General features: G+C 43.1%; 24 protein-coding genes. 4 read left to right on the forward strand and 20 right to left on the reverse strand.

What is annotated here, in order from left to right:
• Positions 1-19 precede the first annotated feature (19 nt).
• Entirely contained in the window at positions 20-577 is a 558-nt protein-coding gene (gene pth / locus E4K67_RS18685; RefSeq protein WP_135549497.1) for an aminoacyl-tRNA hydrolase, read from the reverse strand.
• A gap of 151 nt (positions 578-728) precedes the next feature.
• Between pth and E4K67_RS18690 the strand changes: the two genes are divergently transcribed.
• Positions 729-1,454: a PRC-barrel domain-containing protein gene (locus tag E4K67_RS18690; protein WP_135549500.1), complete on the forward strand. Its 726-nt coding sequence runs from the start codon at positions 729-731 to the stop codon at positions 1,452-1,454.
• 15 nt (positions 1,455-1,469) lie between these two features.
• Here E4K67_RS18690 and E4K67_RS18695 read toward each other — a convergent pair whose 3' ends face one another.
• The 8 genes from E4K67_RS18695 to E4K67_RS18730 all read right to left on the reverse strand — a co-directional run bounded on the left by E4K67_RS18695 (position 1,470) and on the right by E4K67_RS18730 (position 10,426).
• A complete protein-coding gene (locus E4K67_RS18695; protein ID WP_135549502.1) occupies positions 1,470-2,405 on the reverse strand; it encodes a ribose-phosphate diphosphokinase in 936 nt (311 codons plus the stop codon).
• A 7-nt stretch (positions 2,406-2,412) separates the two neighbouring features.
• On the reverse strand, positions 2,413-3,783 hold the full coding sequence (glmU, locus tag E4K67_RS18700; RefSeq protein WP_135549505.1) for a bifunctional UDP-N-acetylglucosamine diphosphorylase/glucosamine-1-phosphate N-acetyltransferase GlmU: 1,371 nt from the start codon (positions 3,781-3,783) through the stop codon (positions 2,413-2,415).
• Positions 3,784-3,960: 177 nt separating this feature from the next.
• Positions 3,961-4,215 carry a septation regulator SpoVG gene (gene spoVG / locus E4K67_RS18705; protein ID WP_135549508.1) on the reverse strand — a complete coding sequence of 85 codons (255 nt, stop codon included), beginning with the start codon at positions 4,213-4,215 and terminating at the stop codon, positions 3,961-3,963.
• 128 nt (positions 4,216-4,343) lie between these two features.
• Entirely contained in the window at positions 4,344-5,162 is an 819-nt protein-coding gene (gene purR / locus E4K67_RS18710; protein ID WP_135549511.1) for a pur operon repressor, read from the reverse strand.
• A gap of 5 nt (positions 5,163-5,167) precedes the next feature.
• On the reverse strand, positions 5,168-5,860 hold the full coding sequence (locus tag E4K67_RS18715; RefSeq protein WP_135549514.1) for a GntR family transcriptional regulator: 693 nt from the start codon (positions 5,858-5,860) through the stop codon (positions 5,168-5,170).
• A 13-nt stretch (positions 5,861-5,873) separates the two neighbouring features.
• On the reverse strand, positions 5,874-6,737 hold the full coding sequence (gene ispE / locus E4K67_RS18720) for a 4-(cytidine 5'-diphospho)-2-C-methyl-D-erythritol kinase (RefSeq protein WP_135549516.1): 864 nt from the start codon (positions 6,735-6,737) through the stop codon (positions 5,874-5,876).
• Between the two features lie 133 nt (positions 6,738-6,870).
• On the reverse strand, positions 6,871-9,528 hold the full coding sequence (gene cphA / locus E4K67_RS18725; protein ID WP_135549519.1) for a cyanophycin synthetase: 2,658 nt from the start codon (positions 9,526-9,528) through the stop codon (positions 6,871-6,873).
• Positions 9,529-9,625: 97 nt separating this feature from the next.
• Positions 9,626-10,426: a cyanophycinase gene (locus E4K67_RS18730; protein ID WP_135549522.1), complete on the reverse strand. Its 801-nt coding sequence runs from the start codon at positions 10,424-10,426 to the stop codon at positions 9,626-9,628.
• Positions 10,427-10,538: 112 nt separating this feature from the next.
• Here E4K67_RS18730 and E4K67_RS18735 point away from each other — a divergent pair, with 112 nt between their 5' ends.
• Positions 10,539-10,877, forward strand: a complete 339-nt coding sequence (locus tag E4K67_RS18735; RefSeq protein WP_135549525.1) for a L,D-transpeptidase — start codon at positions 10,539-10,541, stop codon at positions 10,875-10,877.
• Positions 10,878-11,136: 259 nt separating this feature from the next.
• Here E4K67_RS18735 and yabG read toward each other — a convergent pair whose 3' ends face one another.
• On the reverse strand, positions 11,137-11,973 hold the full coding sequence (gene yabG / locus E4K67_RS18740) for a sporulation peptidase YabG (RefSeq protein ID WP_135549527.1): 837 nt from the start codon (positions 11,971-11,973) through the stop codon (positions 11,137-11,139).
• Between the two features lie 151 nt (positions 11,974-12,124).
• Between yabG and E4K67_RS18745 the strand changes: the two genes are divergently transcribed.
• A complete protein-coding gene (locus E4K67_RS18745) occupies positions 12,125-12,973 on the forward strand; it encodes a glycosyltransferase family 2 protein (protein WP_135549530.1) in 849 nt (282 codons plus the stop codon).
• A gap of 107 nt (positions 12,974-13,080) precedes the next feature.
• Here the strand turns inward: E4K67_RS18745 and E4K67_RS18750 are convergent, their stop codons facing one another.
• The 9 genes from E4K67_RS18750 to metG all read right to left on the reverse strand — a co-directional run bounded on the left by E4K67_RS18750 (position 13,081) and on the right by metG (position 22,819).
• The gene (locus E4K67_RS18750; RefSeq protein ID WP_135549532.1) at positions 13,081-13,686 is read right to left on the reverse strand and encodes a hypothetical protein; all 606 of its coding nucleotides are present in this window, start codon (positions 13,684-13,686) and stop codon (positions 13,081-13,083) included.
• 339 nt (positions 13,687-14,025) lie between these two features.
• A complete protein-coding gene (gene rsmA, locus E4K67_RS18755; RefSeq protein ID WP_135549534.1) occupies positions 14,026-14,850 on the reverse strand; it encodes a 16S rRNA (adenine(1518)-N(6)/adenine(1519)-N(6))-dimethyltransferase RsmA in 825 nt (274 codons plus the stop codon).
• Positions 14,834-15,385, reverse strand: a complete 552-nt coding sequence (gene rnmV, locus E4K67_RS18760; RefSeq protein ID WP_135549536.1) for a ribonuclease M5 — start codon at positions 15,383-15,385, stop codon at positions 14,834-14,836. The genes rsmA and rnmV overlap by 17 nt, the downstream gene beginning before the upstream one ends.
• A gap of 134 nt (positions 15,386-15,519) precedes the next feature.
• A complete protein-coding gene (locus E4K67_RS18765; RefSeq protein WP_135549538.1) occupies positions 15,520-16,689 on the reverse strand; it encodes a glycosyl hydrolase family 18 protein in 1,170 nt (389 codons plus the stop codon).
• 168 nt (positions 16,690-16,857) lie between these two features.
• The gene (locus E4K67_RS18770; protein ID WP_135549540.1) at positions 16,858-17,559 is read right to left on the reverse strand and encodes an N-acetylmuramoyl-L-alanine amidase family protein; all 702 of its coding nucleotides are present in this window, start codon (positions 17,557-17,559) and stop codon (positions 16,858-16,860) included.
• Positions 17,560-17,790: 231 nt separating this feature from the next.
• Positions 17,791-18,963, reverse strand: coding sequence for a 3D domain-containing protein (locus E4K67_RS18775; protein WP_135549542.1), 1,173 nt, complete (start codon positions 18,961-18,963; stop codon positions 17,791-17,793).
• A gap of 78 nt (positions 18,964-19,041) precedes the next feature.
• On the reverse strand, positions 19,042-19,986 hold the full coding sequence (locus tag E4K67_RS18780) for a 3D domain-containing protein (protein WP_135549544.1): 945 nt from the start codon (positions 19,984-19,986) through the stop codon (positions 19,042-19,044).
• Between the two features lie 83 nt (positions 19,987-20,069).
• Positions 20,070-20,834: a TatD family hydrolase gene (locus E4K67_RS18785; RefSeq protein ID WP_135549546.1), complete on the reverse strand. Its 765-nt coding sequence runs from the start codon at positions 20,832-20,834 to the stop codon at positions 20,070-20,072.
• Positions 20,831-22,819: a methionine--tRNA ligase gene (gene metG, locus E4K67_RS18790; protein ID WP_135549548.1), complete on the reverse strand. Its 1,989-nt coding sequence runs from the start codon at positions 22,817-22,819 to the stop codon at positions 20,831-20,833. Before metG ends, E4K67_RS18785 begins: the two co-directional genes overlap by 4 nt.
• A gap of 235 nt (positions 22,820-23,054) precedes the next feature.
• On the opposite strand from metG, the gene E4K67_RS18795 reads away from it, so the two are divergent.
• Positions 23,055-23,327 carry an AbrB/MazE/SpoVT family DNA-binding domain-containing protein gene (locus E4K67_RS18795; protein ID WP_199242601.1) on the forward strand — a complete coding sequence of 91 codons (273 nt, stop codon included), beginning with the start codon at positions 23,055-23,057 and terminating at the stop codon, positions 23,325-23,327.
• Positions 23,328-23,556: 229 nt separating this feature from the next.
• On the opposite strand, the gene rsmI is transcribed toward E4K67_RS18795, so the two are convergent.
• Positions 23,557-24,393 (reverse strand): 16S rRNA (cytidine(1402)-2'-O)-methyltransferase, encoded by an 837-nt coding sequence (gene rsmI / locus E4K67_RS18800; RefSeq protein WP_135549552.1) that lies wholly within the window; start codon positions 24,391-24,393, stop codon positions 23,557-23,559.
• Between the last annotated feature and the right edge of the window lie 22 nt (positions 24,394-24,415).

The following is a 24,415-nucleotide window of genomic DNA, read 5'->3' on the forward strand; positions in this document are numbered from 1 at the left end:
TGAAGGTTATACTCCTTTATTAACGATGATATAAATTCATGGCCCGATCAGTTTCCCCTTTAATCCATAAGTTCGTTGCCTTTTCTGCCCGTCCTAATACCTCATCTAACTGCATCGACTCCTCATCAGCAAAGGGAGAAAGGACATAACGTGCAGGGTCGTATTCTCTAGGCGGACGACCTACACCCAATTTTAACCGCCAGAACTTTTCCGTTCCTAATTCAGCTAGAATGGATTTAATCCCGTTATGCCCCCCCGCACTTCCCTGATCACGAAGACGAATCTTTCCTAGCGACAAATCCATGTCATCATGTACAATCAGTAAATCACTGCCGGTAATTTTATAAAAATTGGTAATCTCTCTAACTGCACGGCCGCTCAAATTCATAAACGTTTGTGGTTTTAAGAGCAATAATCGCTCCCCTTCCACTTTTCCCTCCGTCCATAATCCTTGGAACTTCGCACGGAATTGAAGCTTATACTCCTCTGCTAGCAAGTCCACCAATAAAAATCCAATATTATGGCGCGTCTCTGCATATTGAGGCCCGGGGTTACCAAGACCGACAATAACCTTCAAACTAATCTCCTCCATAGCATATTCAACCGCTTAACTGAATACATCTTTAAGTATAATCAACTATCTTCGCCAGTGTACCGTTCGGCTAAAGACAACATGGAACACCCGCTCATAGAAGTGGGATTCTTAAGTGGATAAGGAGGTGAACAATATGAAGCCCAGTAGAAAATATTTATCATTACCTATCATTTCCCTCCAGGAAGGGCAACAAATTGGTTACGTAAAAAGCTTAATTCTTGATGCCAGTGCCAAGGCTTTAGCTGCCATTGTAGTAGACCGGAAGGGTTTTTTCAAGGATCAGCGCATTATACCCTATTCCAAAGTTGTCAGTGTTGGCGAAGACGCGATCACCATTGACAAGGAGTCTCACGTCGAAAAAACCTCAAGTCTTCCTGAATTATTAGATCTAGTCAAAGAAAAATTGACCATCATAGGGACAAAGATGGTCACAGAAACAGGTAAAACACTTGGAATCGCCGAAGAATATTATGTCGACCCAGAAACAGGTAAAATCACCCACATAGAAATTTCAGGCGGTAAAATCGAAGGCTTCTTGAGCGGTAAAGCGTGGATCTCTGCAGAATACATTACAACCATTGGCCACGATGTGATCATTTCACAAAAAGATAGTGAAAACACTCTAACCGTCGCGGACAAAGGACTCAGTGAATCCTTTAAAAAGCTCATGCACTCAACGTCAAATCTGGCCTCAGAAACAACCCACACCATCAGTAGCTACTTCAAAAAAGATAAAGTTAGAACAGTTTCTCCCCCTGATTCAGATAAGGAACTGGTCATCTTCCCTGAATCAGACCCTATCCCACCGGTCAACCAAACTATTTCTGAAATACCCATACCTAAAGAACCCCTGGGGTAATACCCCAGGGGTCTTTTAACTAAAGAGTTTACTGACGGAGAGATCTTCGTGAATGCGAACTATGGCTTCACCCAGAAGCGGAGCAACAGACAACACCTTAATTTGGGGAATCATTTTCTCTATGGGAATTGTATTCGTGACAACGAGTTCACGAATAACGGAGTTTTGCAGACGTTCTATAGCAGGCCCTGATAAAACTGGATGGGTACAGCACGCATAAACATCCTTAGCACCCCGTTCGACCAGAGCATAAGCACCCTGTGTAATTGTTCCAGCAGTATCAATAATATCGTCGATCATGATAACGGTTTTACCCTTTAGTTCACCAATAACATTCATAATCTCAGAAACATTGGGTTCTGGCCGCCGTTTATCGATAATAGCAAGTGAGGCACCAATACGTTCAGCCAAATTACGAGCTCTCGTAACTCCACCTAAGTCTGGAGATACGACACAGAGATTATCGAGCCCCTTCTCCTGAAAATACTCAGCCAAAATCGGGACCCCAGGCAAGTGGTCCAATGGAATGTCAAAGAAGCCTTGAATAGCTGGAGCGTGTAAGTCCATGGTTACGACACGATCTGCCCCTGCTGTAGTAATCAAATTCGCCATTAATTTAGCCGTGATCGGATCACGTGCTCTTGACTTGCGTTCTTGACGGGCATATCCATAATATGGCATAACTGCAGTAATACGGCGCGCAGAAGCACGACGCATTGCATCAATCATAATCAGCAATTCCATGATGTTGTCATTAGTTGGATAGCAGGTGGGTTGAACAACATAAATATCCGCACCTCGTACGCTTTCATCAATGGCCAGACAGATTTCTCCGTCTCCAAAACGTTGGATTTTGGCTTCACCAAGCGGAACTCCGAGATAGTCTACAATTTCCTGTGCCAAAGGACGATTGGCGTTCCCACAGAAAATTTTAAATTCTTTTGCTGCCATGGGTCTTTTAGCCCCCTATTTCATCTTTTTGCTTATGCCAATGTTCCTTAGTTACCTGCGGGCTCCGCTCAACGGCCAAGGCCCTTGCCGGAACATTCTTCGTAATAGTAGAACCCGCACCTGTAACAGCATATTCTCCAACTTCAACCGGAGCAACCAAGTTTGTATTACTGCCGATGAAGGCATAATCGCCGATTTTAGTAGGATGCTTGTTGACCCCGTCATAGTTACAAGTGATTGTACCTGCTCCAATATTCGCGGATCTTCCCACGTGTGTATCTCCAATATAACTCAAATGGGGTATTTTTGCTCCCATTTCAACATAACTATTTTTTATTTCAACAAAATCCCCTACTTTTACTTCCGCTTCTAGTTTTGTACCCGGTCGTAAATAGGCAAACGGACCAATGTGACAACGTTCGCCAATCACCGTATCTTTGGCCACAGTGTAGGTCACTTCCGAGCCACAGCCTACCGTACAATTCTCCAAACTAGTCTGAGGTCCAATAACAGCATCCTCTTCAATCAGCGTTTTGCCCATTAAGCGGGTAAAGGGTAAAATTGTGACGTCCCGAGAAAGCTTTACCTCCGCCTCAATAAATGTTGAAGCAGGATCCACAAGCGTAACCCCTTCAGACATCCAATGATCAAGAATTCGCTCTCGCAAAATTCCTTCGGCCTGAGCTAATTGTGCCCGGCTATTAATGCCCAGTGCTTCATTGGAATCTGGGGTACAATACGCTAGCACCTTCTCTCCATTTTTTATCAGAACATCAAAGACTTCTGTTAGATAATATTCTCCCTGCGCATTTTGAGTTGTGATTTTTGCCAGTGCTTCCTTAAGTACGGACCCCTTAAAACAATACGTCCCCGTGTTAACCTCTTTGATTTGTCGTTGATCAACTGAGGCATCTTTTTCTTCCGCAATTTTAGCAACGAATTCACCATTTTTAATAACTCGGCCGTAGCCAAACGGTTGTTCCATAAAAGCTGTTAATACCGTCGCGCTAACCCCTTGAACTTCGTGTAGCTCAATAAGTTTTTTTAGTGTCTCGGCTTTAAGCAGTGGTTGATCCCCGCTTAAAATTAAAATGGTCTTAGCGCCATCCAAATAAGGAAGAGCTTGCATTACTGCATGTCCGGTTCCTAATTGTTCAGTTTGAACAACGAGCTCTGCACGTTCTGAAATGCGGGTCTCAATTTCCTCTCGTCCATGTCCGACAATAACCAAGGGACGTTCAATCCCAACTTGGGTTACACTGTCTAAGACATGTTCAATGAGCGTTTTGCCTGCTAATAAGTGCATGACTTTTGGCAGCTTTGATTTCATTCTTGTCCCTTTACCCGCAGCCATGATCACCGCTAACAAATTATGCATGTCTAATCCGCCTCCAGCTTTAGTCTAACCTTCTAACTCTTTTTACATTCCAAAAGTAATTCATTCGTCAAATTAGGTTAAAAATCCTTCTTTAGCCCTAAAGTTTAATATACTATTGAAAAAGGAGACCTATCTACAAGGTCCCCTTTCCATTTCTGATAACGACTATAATTGTGACTATATGGCTTCTTGATATGCTTTTAAGACAGCCGACTGGATTACTTCTCGTGCTGCAGCAGAAATGGGGTGGGCGATATCACGAAATTCTCCTTCAGGTGTTTTTCGGCTGGGCATGGCTACAAAAATCCCATTCATACCTTCAACAACTTTAACATCATGGACGACAAAAGCATCATCAAACGTCACAGAGACCACTGCCTTCATCTTTCCTTCCGTGTTAATCTTCCGAACCCGCACATCGGTAATATTCATTATGAATCACCACCCTTCAACTGTGCTCCAGGCTTGTCCATAATGATATTCTCTGTATGGTAAAAAAATCCTGCTTTAAATCCAAGAAAATTTCGTGAAAGTATCGAAAACTTAGCTAGTAAAAAGTCTTAATAGCTAACCACAGGAACAACTGAGGTCTTACCTGTATAAAAATCCAGTTCTTTTAGCTGTAAAAGAGATAAATACCCTTCAACAAGTTTGGGTTCTTCTGTCATCCGGGCCTCCACCAATACCCCAATTCCCACGACGTCTGCTTCGAATTCAGTCATCAAATTTCTAATCCCAAGAGCGGTTCCACCCGCCTTCATAAAATCGTCAATAACAAGGACACGTCGCTTGGGCTCTAACGCTCTTCGTGAAAGTGACATGGTTTGAATACGCCGAGATGATCCAGAAACATAATTAATGCTTACCGAAGAACCCTCTGTCACTTTATTTCCAGTTCGAATGACCACCATGGGCAAACCTAAGGCCTCTGCAGTTACAAGGGCAAGTGGAATTCCTTTAGTTTCTATAGTGACAACAACATCAGGCAATTTATCTCTGAAAGCACTTGCAAAAATAAGGCCTAGTGGACGTAAAACGGAGGGATCAAACAGTAAATCAGTCATATACAGAAAACCACCCGTGAGAATTCGTTCTTTGTTGCTCAGAAGTTCAGAAAGCCTGCTTAGGAATTGCTTTGCTTCTTCAGGTGCTATTTCTGGAATATATCTCACCCCACCTGAGGCTCCAGAAACTGTTTCAATGTGACCCTGCCCTGATAGGATAAAGCTCTCTTTGACAGCCATTAAATCCTCACTGATTGTGGACTTGGCCGTACCAAACCGTTCTGCAAATAAGGATAACGGAGTCAGGACATTCGGTTTTAACATCAACACTTGGGTGATGGCCACCATCCGTTCTGCTCTTTTCATCTTCTCCACGCTTATTAATCCACCTTATCCGGATCATTCTTTACACTCAGCGTTCCAAACATTACATTCTCAGCCGTAACAATGTGTGCTATGGCCAAGGATTGTGCTTCCTCGCTATCATGATTTCTCAAGGCCTCAACAATCATCCTGTGTTCATCAATAGCAATTTTCATCCGCCCTGGAACGGCAAGTGAAGTTGTCCTGAAACGTTGAATCTGTTCACGTAAATTTGCTAAAATTTGAATCAGCCGTTCATTGCGGCTTGCTTTATAGACTAAGGCATGGAAATCAGTGTCAGACTTCACATGTTGCTCTAAGTCTAACTCACCTTCTCTAGCTCCATAAAATAAAGCCCGTTCCATTTGTTCCAATTCATCATCCGTAATACGTTCAGCCGCAAGTCCTGCTGCCAGTCCTTCTAGCGCAGAACGGATCTCAAAAACATCCGCGACATCTTTCAACGAAACGCCAGCAACATACGCTCCTTTACGCGGAATCATGACGACGAAATTTTCAAGTTCTAGTTTTCGGATTGCTTCACGTACTGGGGTTCGGCTAACCCCCATTTCTTCGGCTAATTGTATTTCCATCAATCGTTCCCCTGGCTCAAGAGTCCCACTCAGGATCGCCTCGCGCATAGACTCAAAAACAATCTCTCGCAGGGGTTTATACCCGTCTAGTATAACCGGTAGTAATCGCTTTTCCATAGGTTTCTCTCCTTTATCCTATTTCATCCACTGTTCTCGTAACCCAAACGTTTTTAAAGCCTTTTTTTCTCAACCGTGCCGCGACTTCTATGGCATGTTGTTTTCCTTGCGCAATCCCGAATACACAAGAACCGCTTCCAGACATTAAGGCCCCATAACAATCTAATTCGAGTAAATGTTGCTTAAGCACCAAAATTTCTGGAACCATTTGGGCCGAGACTGGCTCTAAATCATTATAAAGCAAGTCAACAATCTGCTGCTTCGTCTTCTGTGCTAAAGCCTTTTCCCAATCAGTTTTCGTCAGATACCCACTCTGCCCAACTAAATCAAATCGTCGGTAAGCTTCCCTAGTATTCACTCCAGAAAACGGTTTGGTCAAGACAAGATCCAGTTCGGGAGCTGTGGGCAATGCTTCAAGCCGCTCTCCCCGTCCGGTTGCCCACATAGTTCCACCATTCAGACAGAAGGCGACATCTGCACCACATTTTCTCGCCAACGTTAAAAGTGCTTCCCTACCTAAAGGTTCCCCGTAAAGTTGATTTAATAAACGAAGCGTTGCCGCTGCATCCGTGCTCCCTCCAGCTAGTCCGGCCTGTACGGGAATATTTTTTACAATCTCAATTTCTAGTCCTTCGAATCGGCCAAGTTGTTCGAGAAACAACATCGTTGCCTTATACGCTATATTTCCCGGACCACTTAATGCTCCACACCGACATACAACCTTCTCACCATGACGCCGAACCCGGACAATATCGTGTAAGGCGATCGATTGCATGACACTTTGTAGTTCATGATATCCATCTTCCCGAATTCCGTGGATTGCTAAAGCCAGATTAATCTTGGCGTAGGCGAACGTTGTTAGAAAAGATTGTTCCATTTACACTGCCCTTTCCGAACATTACGAATGCATTTCTTTTTATTATACATATTTTTTGGGTGGAGTTCCAGCACTTATCTTTGAAAAAGTACTGATTTAAAAGAGACGAAGATAATCCTCGTCCCAAAATAGTCTAAAATTCTCCACCAACAGCCCATTCAATCTGCGCTGATTCAGAGGAAAGCGCCTTTTCTAATTCCAAACGCAGGTGGATCTCTTCTTCGATTGGTTCAATATGTTCATAGAACATTACGAAAGTGTCCCCCGGTACACAACTATCCAAACCTCTCCTAAAGGCCTCTATTTCCGTAAGAACGACCTCAATTTTATTTGGATGCATGCCACTTCGCACTGCTTCATCATAGAGAAGTTGCGCAATTTCCCCTGGAAGACGACCGCGTAAATCAGAGTCTTCTCTAATAATTAGACGTTCAAAACCAAGGGCTGCAATACGCCCCACTTCACGTACCAACGTATCAGGCCGATCACCGGGCACCGTGATACAGCCCACAAGGGAACCGGATTTAAACTGTTTTAGTGTTTTGGCAACTTCTCGAATTCCAGCGGCATTATGGCCATAGTCAACAAAAACATGCACTCCGTTCAACTCATAAAGATTTAGCCGCCCGCGGTTGTGCTCCGCATCTGATGAAAAGCTTTGCAATGAATTCCGGATTGCTACAGCACTTAACCCCAAGGCCCACCCTGCTGCTACCGACGCTAAGACATTATAAATATTATGCTTGGCCAATCCATTCCAAGTCACAGGAATCTGTTTCACTGAGCAGATCCGACAACAACTTGAACCTTGACAAAGCAAAATCATGCCCCGCCGCACAAAAACAGCTGTGCCACCTTTCCCCAAATGTTTACGAACCCAAATATTATCTTTTTCAGTGCTAAAATAAATTACTCGTCCCTTAGTCCGCATTGCCATTTGCACGACAAGAGGGTCATCAGCATTCAGCACAACATAACTATGCGGCTTGACAACCTCTGCGACCAAACTCTTTACATGGGCAATATCTTCAAGTGTCTCAATGCCATACTGGCCCAGATGGTCATCAGAAACATTTGTAACAATCGCTACATCCGCATATTCATACCCTAAACCTGCTCTCAGAATCCCGCCACGTGCTGTTTCTAGAACCGCAACCTGTACATCAGGATGTCTTAAAACAGTCCTAGCACTCTCCGGTCCGGTCATATCCCCTTTAACCCATAATTTTTGATTTATATAAATTCCATCCGTTGAAGACATACCTACTAGAAGCTGTTGATCTGTTAGTAGTTTATTAATCATGCGGGTCGTGGTTGTTTTCCCATTCGTTCCGGTAATCGCAATGATGGGTATTCTTCCATTTCCAGAAGGAAGCGCTTGCTCCACGATCGCTTTACCCACATTCCTTGCTTTACCCACGCTGGGAAAATGGTGCATGCGAATACCCGGCGCAGCATTGACTTCGATAATATGTCCATTTTTATGGCGGTAGGATGCTTCAATATCTTCAATCACTAAATCAATCCCAGCAACATCCAAGCCAATTAGTTTTGAGGCATAGACTACTAAATCTACATTATCTGGATGCACATGATCCGTCACATCCTCAGCGATTCCCCCAGTACTCAAATTGGCACTGTCACGCAAATATACTATTTCTCCTTGTTCAGGAACGGATGATAGCGTTAATCCCTTTTGCGTGAGTGTTAAAAGTACCACAGGATCAATTCTTAGTTTAGTTAAAGCCTTCTCATGATCCTCGCCCCGCAATGGATTCTCATTGGTTTGACCCACTAACTCCGAAATTGTTAATAAGCCATCCCCGATTACATGAGCGGGAATTCGTTTTGCGGCAGCAATTAAACGTCCGCCAACCACAACTAGGCGATAATGCAGGCCCTCAATATATTCTTCGACAATGACCCAATCGCCATAAGTCTGGGCAACCTTGAACGCAGCCCTAACTTCTGCTTCGTTCCTTATTTGGAGAGTAACTCCTTTTCCCTGGTTCCCATGCAAGGGCTTGATCACAACAGCAGTTTCCATATCACGAAATGCTACCACTGCTTCTTCCTCTGTACTAACAATATGTCCCCACGGTACGGGAACCCCTCCATCGCTCAATATCTTCTTGGTCATTTCTTTATCACAAGCAATGTCAACCCCGATACTTGAGGTTGCACCCGTGATAGTCGCCTGGATACGTCTTTGATAACGCCCATACCCTAATTGCAATAAACTACCCTCATTGAGACGATGTACTGGGATTCCACGTTCTTGACATGCTTCAACAATCACTTGGGTTGAAACCCCCAATTTGTAGTCCGCCGTCACCTTAAGAATTCGATTTACAGCTTGCGCAACATCAAAGGGTTCCCTTTCCAAAAGGGCTTTTACACAACAGAAAGCCTGTTTAAAACCCTCAACGGCTCCTTCTTTGTTTTCGTAATTAAAAATAATTTCATAGCAACCCGGCTCTTCTAAAATGGCCATAGTTTTACCATATTTAATGGATTGTCCAGCTTGTGTTAAAAGATCTATGGTCACATGTTCAATGACGTGACCAATAAGGGTACCCTCTTGTAACCGCTCGAGGAAGCCACCACGTTTACCTCGCGAACAATAATGGTCAGCCAATGTCGGTAAACTTTCCACGAGGCGCAGCCGGAAATCTCCCAATTCATTACTAAATCGTTCTGTCCATTCTTGGAGATCCACAATCGCACGAATAATTGGCCGATGGCTGTAAGCATTAGCCCCTTCGATTGCTTGGATTTCTCTAATCTCCATGATGATGTTGTTCCCCCTTCAGTAACAATGGATAATATACTCCCCTAGTTTTAACCTTTTTTTCTTATGATATTCTCTATTCCGACCATAAATATGACTAAAGTAGAGATACCCGACGCTTTAGATCAAAACCATAGCCTTCAGAAAGCACATGCATCGAAATCGGACTTAAAACCAGTGCTTGGCCAGGAGTTGTTTCCGAAACGTTGGTTGTGGTTGAGGGAGATGCATCGACGACGGTAACAGTATTACTTCCCACCACCGAAAACCGCGCATCAGACTGAACTAAAATCGCTGTATCTTCGTCAATTCCAACACCTAAAACATATGGATTTTGAGAGATTGCCGATAATAGTCGGCCAATTCTCCCTCGTTGAGCGAAGTGTTGATCGATCACAACCGAGCGAAGTAATCCCAATCCTGGTGCCATTGTTAAGGTATTTTTCTTTGCTGTTCCTGCTTCCCCTCCGACGATCATGGTATCCGACATAACCGAGGCCCCCGCGCTCGTTCCAGCAATAATGACCCCTTGTTCGTAAAGCTGTTGGAGCATCCGACCAAGTAACGTACCCCCTAGCAAACCAGTAATCCTTAGTTGGTCACCTCCAGTAAAAAATACCCCCGTTGATTTTTCAAATTGCTTCCCAATTCCTTGGGTATTAGCCTGGGTACGGTCTGAGACATCCAGGACCTGTACCTCTTGAGCTCCTAACTCTAAAAACAGAGCATGGTACTCAACCCCTACTTGGCGTGGATATTCAGTTGCAGCCGTCAAGACCGTAATACGACTTTCCCGCCCCCCTGACTCCTGAACAAAACGCTTAAGAATTTTACACTCTCCCTTTTTATCCTCTGCTCCACCGATAATAAGCAGCTTCCCTTCGACATGTTCGGCCAAAAATGATCCCTCCAATCCGTTTAGTTTGGTTAAATTTTGCAAAGAACATTCAGGAATAGCGCACATACCATGAGATAGAAACTAATTATCATAGTAAAGGAGGCATAGCTCAGTGCCCTACCATTCAATCTTCATCCATACCTCTAGCCGTAAACTTGAGCTTTATGAAGGAAACCGATTGATCCGTCATTATCCAATCGCAGTTGGTAAAGGAGCAACTCCCACCCCCACCGGTCACTACACCATTGCCACGAAAACAGTATATCCAGGCGGTGTCTTTGGTAGTCGCTGGATGGGACTTTCTATCCAAGGTTATGGGATTCACGGAACAAATAATCCCGCAAGCATTGGTCAAGCCGTATCCAAAGGATGTATCCGCATGCATAACCACGACGCCGAAAGCCTATTCCAGCAAATCGAAATTGGAACACCCGTGATCATTCAACGATAACGTGTTTAGGGACGGTCCTTGTTCGTGTTGAGGGGCCCGGTCCTTTTAACACGCACAAGAGAACCGTCCCGGGGCTGTGTGAAAGCTCAGTCTCCAAAATTCTAAGTGGTTACAACAATCAAAAAGCGTCCCATTTCACTATCAAAGTGGAGTGAGGATGCTTTTTGATGAATATAGAAGCAAAAGTGGAGATGTGAAAACAACACAAACAAGTTTTAGCACAGCCCCGTTAATCTAGACGATTCATGAATCGCCCCTACTAGTAAGGACTCCTGGGGTACCCCTTCCGCATCTGGCCTCGCGTCTCGATCCCTCCAACCCCATCCGTCCCCGTAATCGTATGCATAAGAATATCCTTCACTGAAACTATTTGATCCATAGGGGTAAACGCAATTCTTTCCACAACAAAAACGGGGTCAAAAGCATGGATCAGCATGCGTTTGGGAGATGAAGCGAAATTTGCCCCTGCTGACAGAATAGCTTCATAGTTAGACTGACAAGCTCCTGCAAAGATCACCAACGTATCCCTATCATGCTGAAACCGTCGGGCTTCCAGAACAGACTCCACAAAATAGCGCGAGCTGCGGTAACTGTCCATACTATGAAAATCTTTTTTCCCTCTTATGAAAGCGTCATGTCCGGTTAACACCAAAATGTCTGTCGGATTCTCTTGTAAAATTTTTCGGATAACTTTTGGTTGTTCAATCTCGGATTTACAAATCCCCTTGGCTTGGATTCCCATTTGCTTATACGTTTTAATACATTGACTTAAATAATCCTGGTCACCATCAACTTGTAACACCCGTCCCGGAATCTCAAAGAAGTCACTTTTATCATCTAAATCAACTTTTCTTTGGCTAGTCAATTTATTCAATTTCTGATAAATCATCTTATTATCCTCACGCTCATAGTTGGCGACTTCAACTGGACTCTTCGCAATAAGGTCAGAAATTGGTGCATCAGCTAGTAGCCTTAAATTAAGCCCTTTGAGTATGGCCTTAGCTTCGCCTGCTAGATTTACATGTATCTGATCAACATGAAAGAAAATATCCTCTTGATGTGAGAACCGTGCCACAATATCGCCGACATGAAACATAGCCAAACCTCCTTTTCGTGGTTCGATATTCGTTGTTCGTTGTTCGAACTAGGAATATCGAACTACGAACCCCGAATTGCTATATACTATGTCGAACTTAATCAAACGGCATATAGTATAACAAGTAATGATTAAACGGAGGTGCTCAAAGATGTTCGCGGTAGTCATACCAGCCAAAAATGAAGAAAAAAGTATCTTGGCAACTTTGACCACCATTCTACGCCTGCCTGTCAGGTACATCATTTTGGTTATCAATGGTTGCACAGACCAAACATTTAAACTTGCTCGCTCAATCCCAGATACTCGACTTCATATCCTGTATTTTTCTGACCCCTTAGGTATCGATATACCACGAGCAATCGGAGCACTCTATGCACGTCACATAGGAGCCAAGGGGTTACTCTTTGTCGATGGAGATATGTCCGGAGATATCTATCAAAATCTCCTTACTCTCCTATCTTCGGTTGAATCAGGGATCGATGTCGCCTTAACAAATTGTTATCCCTACATTCCTCATCGCCATAAACTTGCCAATCTCGTTCTAAAATTCCGTTCTAGGTTAAACCGCGAACTTGATCTCTTCAAAAGTCTAGGTCTTGCAACTCCCACACATGGACCTCATGCGCTTTCCCAACGTGCAATGCACGCACTTCCTCTCGAAGCGATTGCAATTCCCCCACTTACCTTGTACTGGGCAAAGAAAATCGATCTAATTATCAAAGTAGCCACATCCATCCCTCATGAATCACTTCACTCTCCAAGAAAGCATCGGCGCCATGCTCGTTTGATTGCTGAAACCATTATTGGGGATTGCCTAATGGGACTATCACTAATTCAAAATGAAACTCCAACTAGATCCATAGGCAAACACAAATTGATAGGTTACCACCTCGAAAGGCGTTTTGATCTTCTTCAGCGCTGGGAGCAGGCTCTAAATTCAGAAGATATGTTTTTTGAACAACATGTCATCATTCCTGGATCTTCCTCTAGCCCTATCTAGGAAAACTTTAGAGCACTTTCAAAGTTAAGGGGAAATAACAAGTGAGATCGTTTTGCTAGAATAATATGCAAATAGTTAAAAGGGCAGGAATCCTAATTCCTGCCCTTTTAACCATTTGTCACCGAATCCTTCTTTAGATCAATACCACTATTCTTTAAATAATCCTCTATCTTTCCCTTTTCCTCCACCTTAACGTGCACAGTCGGTTGCAATTTTTCTTCCTGCACCCCTGTCCACTTCAAGTAAATCTGTTGATTGTATGATTTCTTCAAGATAGGATCTGTATACTGTAAGTCTACGACAACATAATGAGGGTTAATATTAAATTGTTTGGGATAAATCTCATCACTAGGTACGGTCATAACTAGGCTTGATGAGGCATCCTTGGGAATTTCGTTTACTATCGCTGATTCATCATAAAGAATCGGCTTTCCTGTTAAACGATCATCGAAAACAATCGTCTCGCTGGATAGATCATTCGCTGGATGCATTCCCACATTGGTAAATTTTAACTCAAAACTAAGTTCAGTACCCAGATTAACTATAGGTGACTCTCTTAAGATGAAATACGGTCGCGCTGTCTCCTGTTGTGCTTTCCATGCAGCTACTGTTAAATAGACCGTAATTAGTGCCGTTAGTGCTAACACTGTCGTTGCTATCGTCGCTATAATATTCGACCATTTGAGAAAGCGCTTCTTGCTTGCTTTTTCCAACCTAGGCTCACCCTCCGTTAACACCGAACGTCCTAACTCTCAACGCTTGCTTCCGTTAATTATATGTTTAGGCCTCCTTATCGTTCGGAAATTTCTCAAATTTTATGCCTAAAATAATAATTCTTTAAAATAATAATAAAACAGGCTCGAACCAGAGGGGAGCCACGAGACAGGGGGACGGTTCTTCTGTCTTACCTTAAGTCAGACAAAAGAACCGCCACCTTGTCTGGCCAGACTAAAGAACCAACCCCCTTGTTCCTTCTCACCCCGCGCGCTCCTCGTCTCCGTGAAAGAAGTCTCAACTGCCAAGTAAATTGGCTGTTGAGACTTCTCATTTCTTTATTGAAAGGCTTTTGTAAGTACCTGAAATTCTTCAATACTTAGCGATTCTGCTCGACGCCCATCCGCGATCCCTGCCCCTTGCATGCGTTCGATAACTTCTTCTTTTTTCAGCCCTAAGCCCCCAGTTAGAGAGTTTCCCAAAGTCTTTCTACGCTGACTGAATGCCGCTTTAACCACTCGGAAGAAACTCTTTGTATCCACGTTGAAACCAGGGTATGGTCGAAGGTCTAATCGAATCACGGCCGAGGTTACTTTTGGCGCAGGCCAAAATGCACTAGGCAAAACATCCATCACTTTTGTGACTTGGGCTGAAATCTGGACCGCAATGGATAAAATGCCGTATGTTTTACTTCCCGGTGGGGCCGCAATCCTGTCAGCAACTTCTTTTTGCACCATAATTGTCATCCCACTTAATCGATCTGCTTGCTCCAGAAAATGCATGATCAGTGGGCTTGTAATATAGTAGGGCAGATTTCCTACTAAATACCCTTTCTTCTCTCCCCATAGTTCAGACAGGTCTAGTTTTAGAGCATCTTGATTGACAATCTCTATAGATTGTCCACTCAGTTCTTTGTTTAAAATTCCAATTTTATGGTTATCCAATTCAACCGCCCACATCTTATGAACCCTTGGGGCAAGGATCCGGGTTAACACACCCAGACCCGGCCCGATCTCAACGAGTGGGACATCAGGCTCTAACGTACTGGCTGAAACAATGCGGTCGATAACTTCATCACTCATAAGAAAAACTTGTCCCATTGATTTATGAGCGCGTGCCCCATTTTTTACAAGCCGTTGCGTGTATTCAGCTGCGCTCTCCATGCTTAACCTCCTCTACCGCTTGAAAAAATAACTCGCGAGATATCCCAAAACGGTTTAATCGATGAAGGAATTGTTTTGCATTAGTATCCCCTATCCCTAGCTTGCTCCCAAGTGCTAACCTATATTCACTCGCCCGAATCGTCCCCATAAGCCCCACTGTCAATAAATCCTCTATCGTAAACTTCTCAACAAGAGTTTCCTGTTCTTGTTGAATATGTGCAAAGGCGACACAAATTTCGTGTACTGATGCATTCTCTACTCCAATATCCCCTTGTTTGGTAGCTGCTTTCCGGGTTAAGTAAACGTGTTTCGCCTGAGGTACCTGCGCCCGGATACGATTGCGTATCTGCTCACCCACAGTATCAGGATCCGTAAAAACAATCACCCCTTGACGATTCGCCATTTCTGCAATGTACTCCAACTTTTTCTTGGTAAGACCGTAACCTTCCGTCCAAATGATATCGACTTCCCCGAGGGCAAGGCGTACCGCATGTGCGTCGTTTTTTCCTTCTACAACAATAAGTTCCTTTATCATCCAATATTCCTCCGCTTCTAACTCCTATATCTTAACCGAGAATTTGAAAAGACTCAAATTATTTAGATAAGGGCACGAATAATCGTGCCCTTACGTGAAAATTTATGAACAAGTAGGGGAACATGCCTACATTGTTATTTCTTTTCTTTCGTTTCTTTATTTGTTCCATACGTTTTTATAAGCTGATCCCAGATTGCAGGATCCTCCATCCCTAAACGCCAAATGGCAACACCGTGCAACTTGTGTTTGAGCGCGCTATCCATTTTCGCCCTCAAACTAGCGATATTCTCAAAATACACCTCGTGTCGAACTCCGTTTGCCGTATAGATAAACTGTGGAACTTTTGCACTTGGATCGAGAATGATCTCTACACCATGCTTTTTGGCCCGCTCAACTGTTTGAGTATACGAAAGGTAATCTGGTAAAGTCGGTTTGTTAGATCCCCAGTCAAAGGAATAAACAGGGAGACCCATTACAATCTTTTCTTTAGGTATTTTCCCCACAGCAAACTTTATAACACGTTCTACCCATCCTTCAGAGGCAACGGGCCCTTGAGTTGTACCCAATCCATGTTCATCATATGTCATAAGAATAATTTGGTCAGCAGCCTTTCCAATTGCCGCATAATCATAAGCACCTGACCACAGATCAGAAGGGTAATCCACAAATTTAGCCGGAATTGAAATGTTCAAGATTTTGTCTTTGGCCTTTAACGCTTTACCAAGTTCAGCGACAAAAGCAGAAAAGTTATTTCGATCTCCAGGAGGCGTCTTTTCAATATCCACTGAAATGCCGTCCCAACCATCTTTCGTCGTGAGGTTGACTAGATTTGTCACTAAATTAGCTCTAATTTCAGAGTTAGATAAAACCCGATGAGCTAAATTTGCATCAAAGCCGACTGACCCAGTTAAATTCATGTTATGCACTAAAGCATACGCTTTACTGCCATTCTTTTGGGCCGCTTCTTTAATTTTCAGATCAACTTTACCACTTGGAACAACTTTACCGGTTGCATCAAAGGCGTACCAGAAAAACGCAACTTCATCAAGTAGTTTATTATTTTTTTGCATCGTTTCTTTCGAGCCTGGCACAGGTCCTTCTTGATCAGTATAGAATCCCATAACCACTCGTTTCTCAGACCCCAATACGGAATCTCGTGTTGCACCAGCTTCAGCCTCCGGCGGTTTTTTATCTTGCGAGGTTTGCTCTGGGTTTTGTGGAACAGGAGACGGTACATTGCAACCTGTCAAGGTAAGTCCCAAAATCAGGGCACTGCTCATCATAAAAGTCAGAAACCTTTTCATGCACGCTTCAACTCCTTAATCTAGTTTCAATAACTGACTTTATTTTCCCCGCTTCAAAGAGCGTTATGTATAATAATAATAATCGTTATATTTATCCTATTTAGGGATTAAATATAAAAAAGACACGATACATCGTGCCCTTTATCATTACCTATCTTAAAAACATCCTTAGATGAAAAAATTTGCAATTCCTTTGGCAATCGCGCGCGCTAATTGTTCTTGGTACCAAGATTGCTGTAGTTTCTTTTGTTCCTTTAAGCTCGATAGATAACCCACTTCTACAATCACGGAGGGCATACTTGTATTCTTAATAATGTAAAAATCCCCAGGTTTTGCAATTCTACGATTCATTCCTGGTATTTTAATCACTTCTTGTTGAATTAATTCAGCTAACCTTTTACCAGCTTCAGACTGATAATGATAAAACGTCTCTGAACCAGATTCCAGTCCACTTGCCGTTGCATTAACATGGAGGCTAACAAAAATATCTGCATTAGCCTCCTTCGCCATCTCAATACGGCGATTTAAGTCAATCTGTTTTTTTGATGTTTTTCCTTTAACCCCCTCAGGTACATAATCAATATCTTCTTCCCGTGTAAGAAAAACTCCAATTCCGCTCGGTCCAAGCATTTCCTTTACCTTTTGTGCAATCTGGAGATTAATAGATTTTTCATAAACGCCCTGCTTTGTAGTTGCCCCTGGGTCGTATCCCCCATGCCCCGGATCAAGCATCACTACATGGCCCTTCTCATAATGGCTAACTACAGCGGTCGACCCCTGCCAAAGAACAGAGACCACCAGCATACTCATAACACCCAGGACAAGTAATATCGCCTTTTTATTTCCCGGTGTCCCCACATATTTACCCATCCAATACTCCTCCGTTTCATGGTTTCAATTAAAGAGTATGTGAGGATGAATAAAGTTATACTTCTTGGAGGATAAAGGAAACTTAGGGCCAGCGCCAAGCCATAGGCGCTGGCGGTCGCCTGAAGGCACTTAACTTTCATGATAGTACTTAAACGTTAGTTTAGTACAACAAGCCTCCGCTAAATATGCGAAGGCTTGTTGGTATTAATGTGGGGTTTTTAGTTAAACTAGTTACTGAACATATACCATAACGTTCCTGACACCATATGATAATGCTGCCTCTGTCGAATTCATATATAAGTCGATGCGGTTCCCTTTTATTGCGCCTCCAGTATCTAAAGCGCGTGCCTGTCCATAACCCTCAACATACACATTCTCCCCGAGACGGATTACTGAGGGATCAACGGCAATAACCCCCCAACGAACGGACGCTCCTGTTTTCGTTGTCCCTCCCGGTATACAATAAGCTGTCGCTCTCATCACATAAGCTCGCTTAAAATTAATCGTTGTCCCACCCCGGGAAATTGAAGTTTGTGCCCCTCGAGAAATCACTTCATTGGTTGGTGGGGTAAGTACTCGCTGACCAAGTATTTCTCGATCAACCTCTTTTCCATCTTCGAACGTCAGTTTAACCGTTTGCTCTTGAAGACCCTTCGAGCCTCGACTGACAATTTTGTCGGGTAATCCAACGGGATAATCTGCCGGCTGTGTAACATTCTGAAATGGAATCTCACTTTTTACGGTATCAACTCGTTCCTCAACTCTAACCACCTGGACCTGCTCACTAGGCACTAGCATATGGTCTAAGGGCAGCGAAACCTTATCTTTAATTCCCAAGACGATACCTAGTTTGGTGAGTGCGTCAGCGACGGTTCGTGGCGCTATATAGGTATCTATCACCTTACCATCAGCACGAACCAAAATGGGGATAGCCCGTCGCACCTTAATTTCCATTTGATCTGTCACAGCTGCTGTTCGTAAGGTACTTACTTCATCCACGTCTTTTATCTGAAGTCCGTAACGCTCTGATAAATCAACAAGCGCTTCTCCAACTGTTTTCGCCGGTGTTCGTGTCATAAACGTTTGATCATCAACCAAAAGATGAACTGGTATACTCCTCGTTACTTCTACCTTTAATCCCTTGGTGACCAAGGTATCGCGAGATGGGTTTACAATATCCTCCGGGTATGATTTTAAGTTCGAATGAGCAAGTGCCTCACCCACCGTCCCGTAGATCGTGGTAACGTGTACGGTTTGTCCGTCAATATGAGCCTCAATTGTTTTGGCATTGTAGGCAATTGTCACCGTTGCAATGAGTAATACTGCACATGCAAAAACAATAATCTGAGCTTTATGAGACTTCCGAACTAAGGCCAAAACCTGAGTTCGAGTTAACTGAAACATTGAATCCCTCCAAATATATAATATGGTCTAGCAACCTCATTTTAATAGATTAGTAGTCAGTTGTCAAAACAATTTACATTAATTGGGTTCTAATACATAAATATGAACAGATTTCCTCCCCCAGTCCATGCACTGACGGAGGGTTGGGAAGAACACATCAATTTTATTTCCACGTATTGCTCCACCTGTATCTGCCGCTATAGCATACCCATACCCTTCGACATATACTTTACTCCCCATTGCAATGACCTTAGGATCAACCGCGATCAAGCCTTCTCTCGGCTCTACGCCTGTAGCTGTTTTATTTCCGGTATATGTATAAGCTGTCGATTCAACATTTAAGGTTAATCTAACATTCATTTTAGCCAATTCAAGGGGTTCTTTTGCAGCTGGTTTGGGATTTTCAATAATCACTTTTTTCTTCGGAACTGGTTTAGAGTTCTGATGAATCACTTCAGTCTTAGGACTTTTGAATTCAATAGAGGAATGTACTTGCTGATCGCTGATTTGTCCATTGACCTCAAACGTCTTTACAACCTGACGCAAAATCCCGTTTTCCCCCTTTTCCTGGATTTCTCTCTTTCCCGGCAGAAGTTTATCCGACTCTACATATTGCGTGTCGAAAGGAATTTCTTTGTCTACTATTTCAATTTTACTAGATATCCTTTCAACATTTTGACTGGATATTCCTTGACTCGTTACACCTGAATTTGATTCCTCTTGGATGGATACACTGCGGCTAATTTCACTCTGGGTGGATACGCCTCGGCTAACTGTGCCTTGGCTAGATACTCTCTGCCTTAGGCTTAGGTTTGAAAAACTTACTTCAGTCCCTAATTCATTTGTATTCAATGATTGTGTGGTCTGTTGAAATGTGGGTTGCATCGTTGCCGTTATATGTGGTACGTCTATAACTGAATAACGCGTACCAGCAGCAAATACTGCCAACCCACCTAAATATGAGCTCCACACTTTGGTGGCACGCCAATAGTCTGAATAAGTACTAATCGGTAGCGAATACATTTTATCCCCCCTTAACAAAATCTATGAAGGATCTCAAAAAAAAGAACCTACCGATTTCTCGGAGGTCCTATTAACAAATTATCCTACCTAGTATTAAAAATTGTTTCTGCATTACGCATGGTTTGAGAAGCAACGTCTTCAAAGGACAAATTTTTAATCTCAGCAAGTTTCTTAACAATTTCTCGGACATAAGTCGGTTCATTACGCTTTCCACGCCGCGGTTCAGGGGTTAAATATGGGGAATCAGTCTCTACGAGGATACGATCCATCGGGGCATGGATTGCAACCTCAACTGTATGCCGAGCGTTTTTATAGGTCACCGGCCCAGCAAAAGAAAGATAGAACCCTAGGCTCAATAGAACCTTAGCCATTTCCCAAGACCCAGAAAAGCAGTGGAATACCCCTCCAAACTTCGGACGATGGGCTTTTACAATCTCTAAAACATCCTGATGCGCATCACGATTATGAATGACGATCGGTAAGCCAACATCATTCGCTAATTCTATCTGTTGTATAAATACTTCTTTTTGAATCGAGCGTGGAGAAAGGTCACGATAATAGTCCAACCCAATTTCTCCCCAGGCCAATACTTTCGGTTGTTTTGCCAAGAGGAGCAACTTAGCCCAGGTTTCATCTGTGGCCCCTTCAGCATTGTGCGGGTGTATGCCGATTGCAGCATAGATAAAATCGTAGTCTTGTGCCAACTTAACAGATCGTTCAGAAGAAGGGAGATCATATCCGACATTCGTCACCCGAGAAATTCCGGATGACTGCATTCGTGCAACGATTTCATGGAAGTCCTCTGCATAGCCAGGATCATCTAAATGAGCATGTGTATCCCAAATCATTTGACCAGCGCCCCTCCAGGAAGGTCTTTGTTGACCATAAGAACTTCCAATACTTCCCCCTGCGAGGCTGCCAATATCATCCCTTGGGACATGATTCCCCTCAGCTTGGTAGGCTTCAAATTAGCAACCAGAACAACATATTGATTCACAAGATCCTCTGGAGCATAGTGTTTAGCAATGCCAGAGACCACAGTACGCACAACTCCTGCCACTTCAACTTCTAACTTCATAAGCTTATCCGTCTTTTCTACTTTCTCGGCACTTAAGATCTTAGCAACCCGCAAATCCAGTTTGGCAAAATCTTCGATGCTGATTTCTTCCTTGATTGGCTCAAATTCTGAACATAGTGCAGGTGGTTCGGTTAATTCTTTTTGATCTTGATCTTGCGCTTTAGATATAGTTTGATCTTGGGTTTGACCGAGTTCCACTGTTTTCGTCTCCTCTGCTGTCGCATATTGCGAAATATCAATTCTTGGGAAAAGCTGTTCTCCCTTTTCGACTTTTAGCCCGTGTTTCAGAATACCCCATTGATCCGCTTCTTCCCAACGGATGATGCCTTCATCAAGACCTAAAAGCGCGCAAATTCTAGGTGGTAATCCCGGCATAAAAGGGGCAGTCAAAATTGCCATAACACGTATACACTCCATGAAAGTATAGAGAACAGTATCTAAATGCTCCTGCTCTTCCTCGTGCTTAGCGAGAACCCAAGGGGCTGTTTCATCGACATACTTATTACAACGTGACACAAAGCGCCAAATTTCTTCAAGTGCACCAGCGGGGTCGCAAGCTTCAAACCTTTTTTCGACAGCTTTTTTGACCTCATGACTTAACGCTTTCACTTCTCGTTCCTGCGCACCATCTTGCCCTGGACAAGGAACAATTCCATTGCGGTACTTAACAACCATTGCTAAACTCCGAGATACGAAATTTCCAAAATCATTAGCTAGATCACTGTTTAGGCGTTCGACCACATTATCTTCAGAATACGTTCCATCCGTTCCCACTTGCATTTCACGCAATAAGAAATATCGAATGGCATCTGAGCCATATCTTTGAATCAACTCGAAGGAATCCTGAACATTTCCTCGGGACTTTGAAATCTTTCCTCCATCTTTGGTCAAATACCAACCATGTCCGTAGATAACTTTAGGTAGAGGAATATCCAAAGCCATCAGAATAATCGGCCAAATCACAGCGTGAAAACGCACAATATCTTTTCCCATAATGTGTACATCAGCAGGCCAATACCGTTTATAATTTTCCCCGTCTGGGTAACCAAGCGCTGAAATGTAATTAATGAGAGCATCTAGCCATACGTAAACAACATGCTTTGGATCAAAAGGCACCTTAATCCCCCACTGAAATGTCGTTCGCGAAACACAAAGATCCTCTAAGCCACTTTCAATAAAGCGCAGCATTTCATTGCGACGGGAAACCGGTTGGATGAATTCTAGATGCTCTGCGAGATGTTTAAGTAAGGCATCTTGATATTTCGAAAGACGGAAAAAATAGCTTTCTTCCTTGAGTAGTTCCACGTCTCTTCCACAATCCACATTAGGACATTTACCTTCAACTAATTTATTTTCCAACCAAAAGGTTTCACAAGGGGTACAATACCATCCCGAATACTCAGATTTATAGATATCTCCTTTTTCGTATAGCTTCGTAAAAATTTGTTGAACAACGTTTTGATGACGTTCCTCTGTCGTTCGAATAAAGTCATCATAAGAAATATCTAATGCTTTCCACAATTCCTTAAAGCGTTTTACCACGCCATCAACATAAGTTCTAGGATCTACGTGATTTGATTCCGCGGTACGAACAATTTTCTGTGCGTTTTCATCCGTACCTGTCAAGAAGTACACTTCATCCCCTAGTAATCTATGATAACGGGCAAGCGCATCAGCTGCAACCGTTGTATAAGCCGTGCCGATATGCGGGCTTGAGTTTGGATAGAAAATTGGAGTTGTAATATAATATTTCACAAAATGTCCCCCCATCTCAATTATGTTTGTTTGGAATCCATTGTACTAGGAACTCAGATTTGTCAAGTATACCCACAATTAGGAATTATTATAAAGGAGCTAATTATTTCATGCATATCCAAAAAAAAATATAAACCAAATGAAAAAATGGGTTGACTTTAAATGGAACGATTGGTATCATAAGTCTGTAGTTTCCTGTCGAAAGCTGTTGTAAAGAGGAGTTGAAAATTAAATGATGAAATCCACTGGGATCGTGAGAAAAGTAGATGAACTTGGTCGTATAGTTTTACCGATTGAGCTTCGCCGCACTTTAGGTATTGACGAAAAAGATGCACTTGAGATTTATGTTGATCAAGAAAAAATCATCCTCAAAAAGTATGAGCCAGCTTGTGTATTTTGTGGTAATGCAAGTGACAACCAACTTTTTCATGGCAAAAACGTCTGCCGTGAATGTGCAATTGCTATGGGAGAAACCGTTTCTGGAAGCAGTGAATCAAAAGCCGTTTAATCTCACAAGCTTAGTACATAAAAACGGAAGTGACCCCATTGATTTCAAAACTTGGAAGGCCTTTAAGGCCTTCTTTTTCATATCCAGAAAGTATTAGGTCGGTCAGGTTCCATTTCGTCGTCATGGCATCTAGTCACCCATAGCGAAGGGTCCCTTCTCACCATCCTTGTCAGCACATCTTTCTGTCCTTAACCTCAGATCTCTGGCCTCTGCTAGCTATACCCAATCCTCAGTCCTCTTCATCTAAAAGCGCCTGATAAACCTCTGGCTTTCTGACGCCATAACGCTTCGCCACTTCTTTCATAGCATCTTTCTTACTCAATCCTCGATTTATGCCTTCTTTGACCTCTTGGCACCATTCTTCCGGGCCTCCTATTGGTTTGACGGGGACATAGGGCGCTATAATGATACAACACTCTCCTCGTGGTGCTGTCAACCCGAAAGCTTCTTTTAACTCTAAAGCGGTTCCCTTGTGTACTTGCTGATGTAACTTTGTCAACTCGCGTACGACAGCTACATCACGTTCCCCAAAGCACTCTGAGATCCCTTGTAAAGTCGCCACCAAACGATGAGGGGCTTCATAAAAGATCTGTGTTTGGGGAAGATTTGCCAACTGCTCAAGGTTTTTCTTTCTGGAGCCTGATGTGGCTGGCAAAAAACCGTGAAAAGCAAAATGCTCTGTAGGCATTCCAGATAACACCAAAGCTGTAAGTGCCGCATTAGGTCCAGGCAAAACATCAACTGGGATATTCTCCGCATAACAAACACGTATCAATTCATATCCTGGATCAGAAATCCCTGGCAAGCCTGCATCAGAAATGAGGGCAATCGTTTGACCAGATTTAAGCTTCTCCAGCAGTTCTAGAGATTTTTTCTTTTCATTATGCTCATGATAACTAGTCATATGCGTTGTGATCTGGTAATGTTGCAAAAGCTTTCGGGAATGACGCGTATCCTCAGCAGCAATCAAATTTACTTCTCGTAACGTGTCTAAAACCCGCAAGGTGATATCTCCCAGATTTCCAATTGGCGTCGCACATACGTACAACGTACCTTTAGCCAACATATCTTCGACTCCTTGCCTGGTT

The organism is Desulfosporosinus fructosivorans (genome assembly GCF_004766045.1).
GTDB lineage: Bacteria > Bacillota > Desulfitobacteriia > Desulfitobacteriales > Desulfitobacteriaceae > Desulfosporosinus > Desulfosporosinus fructosivorans.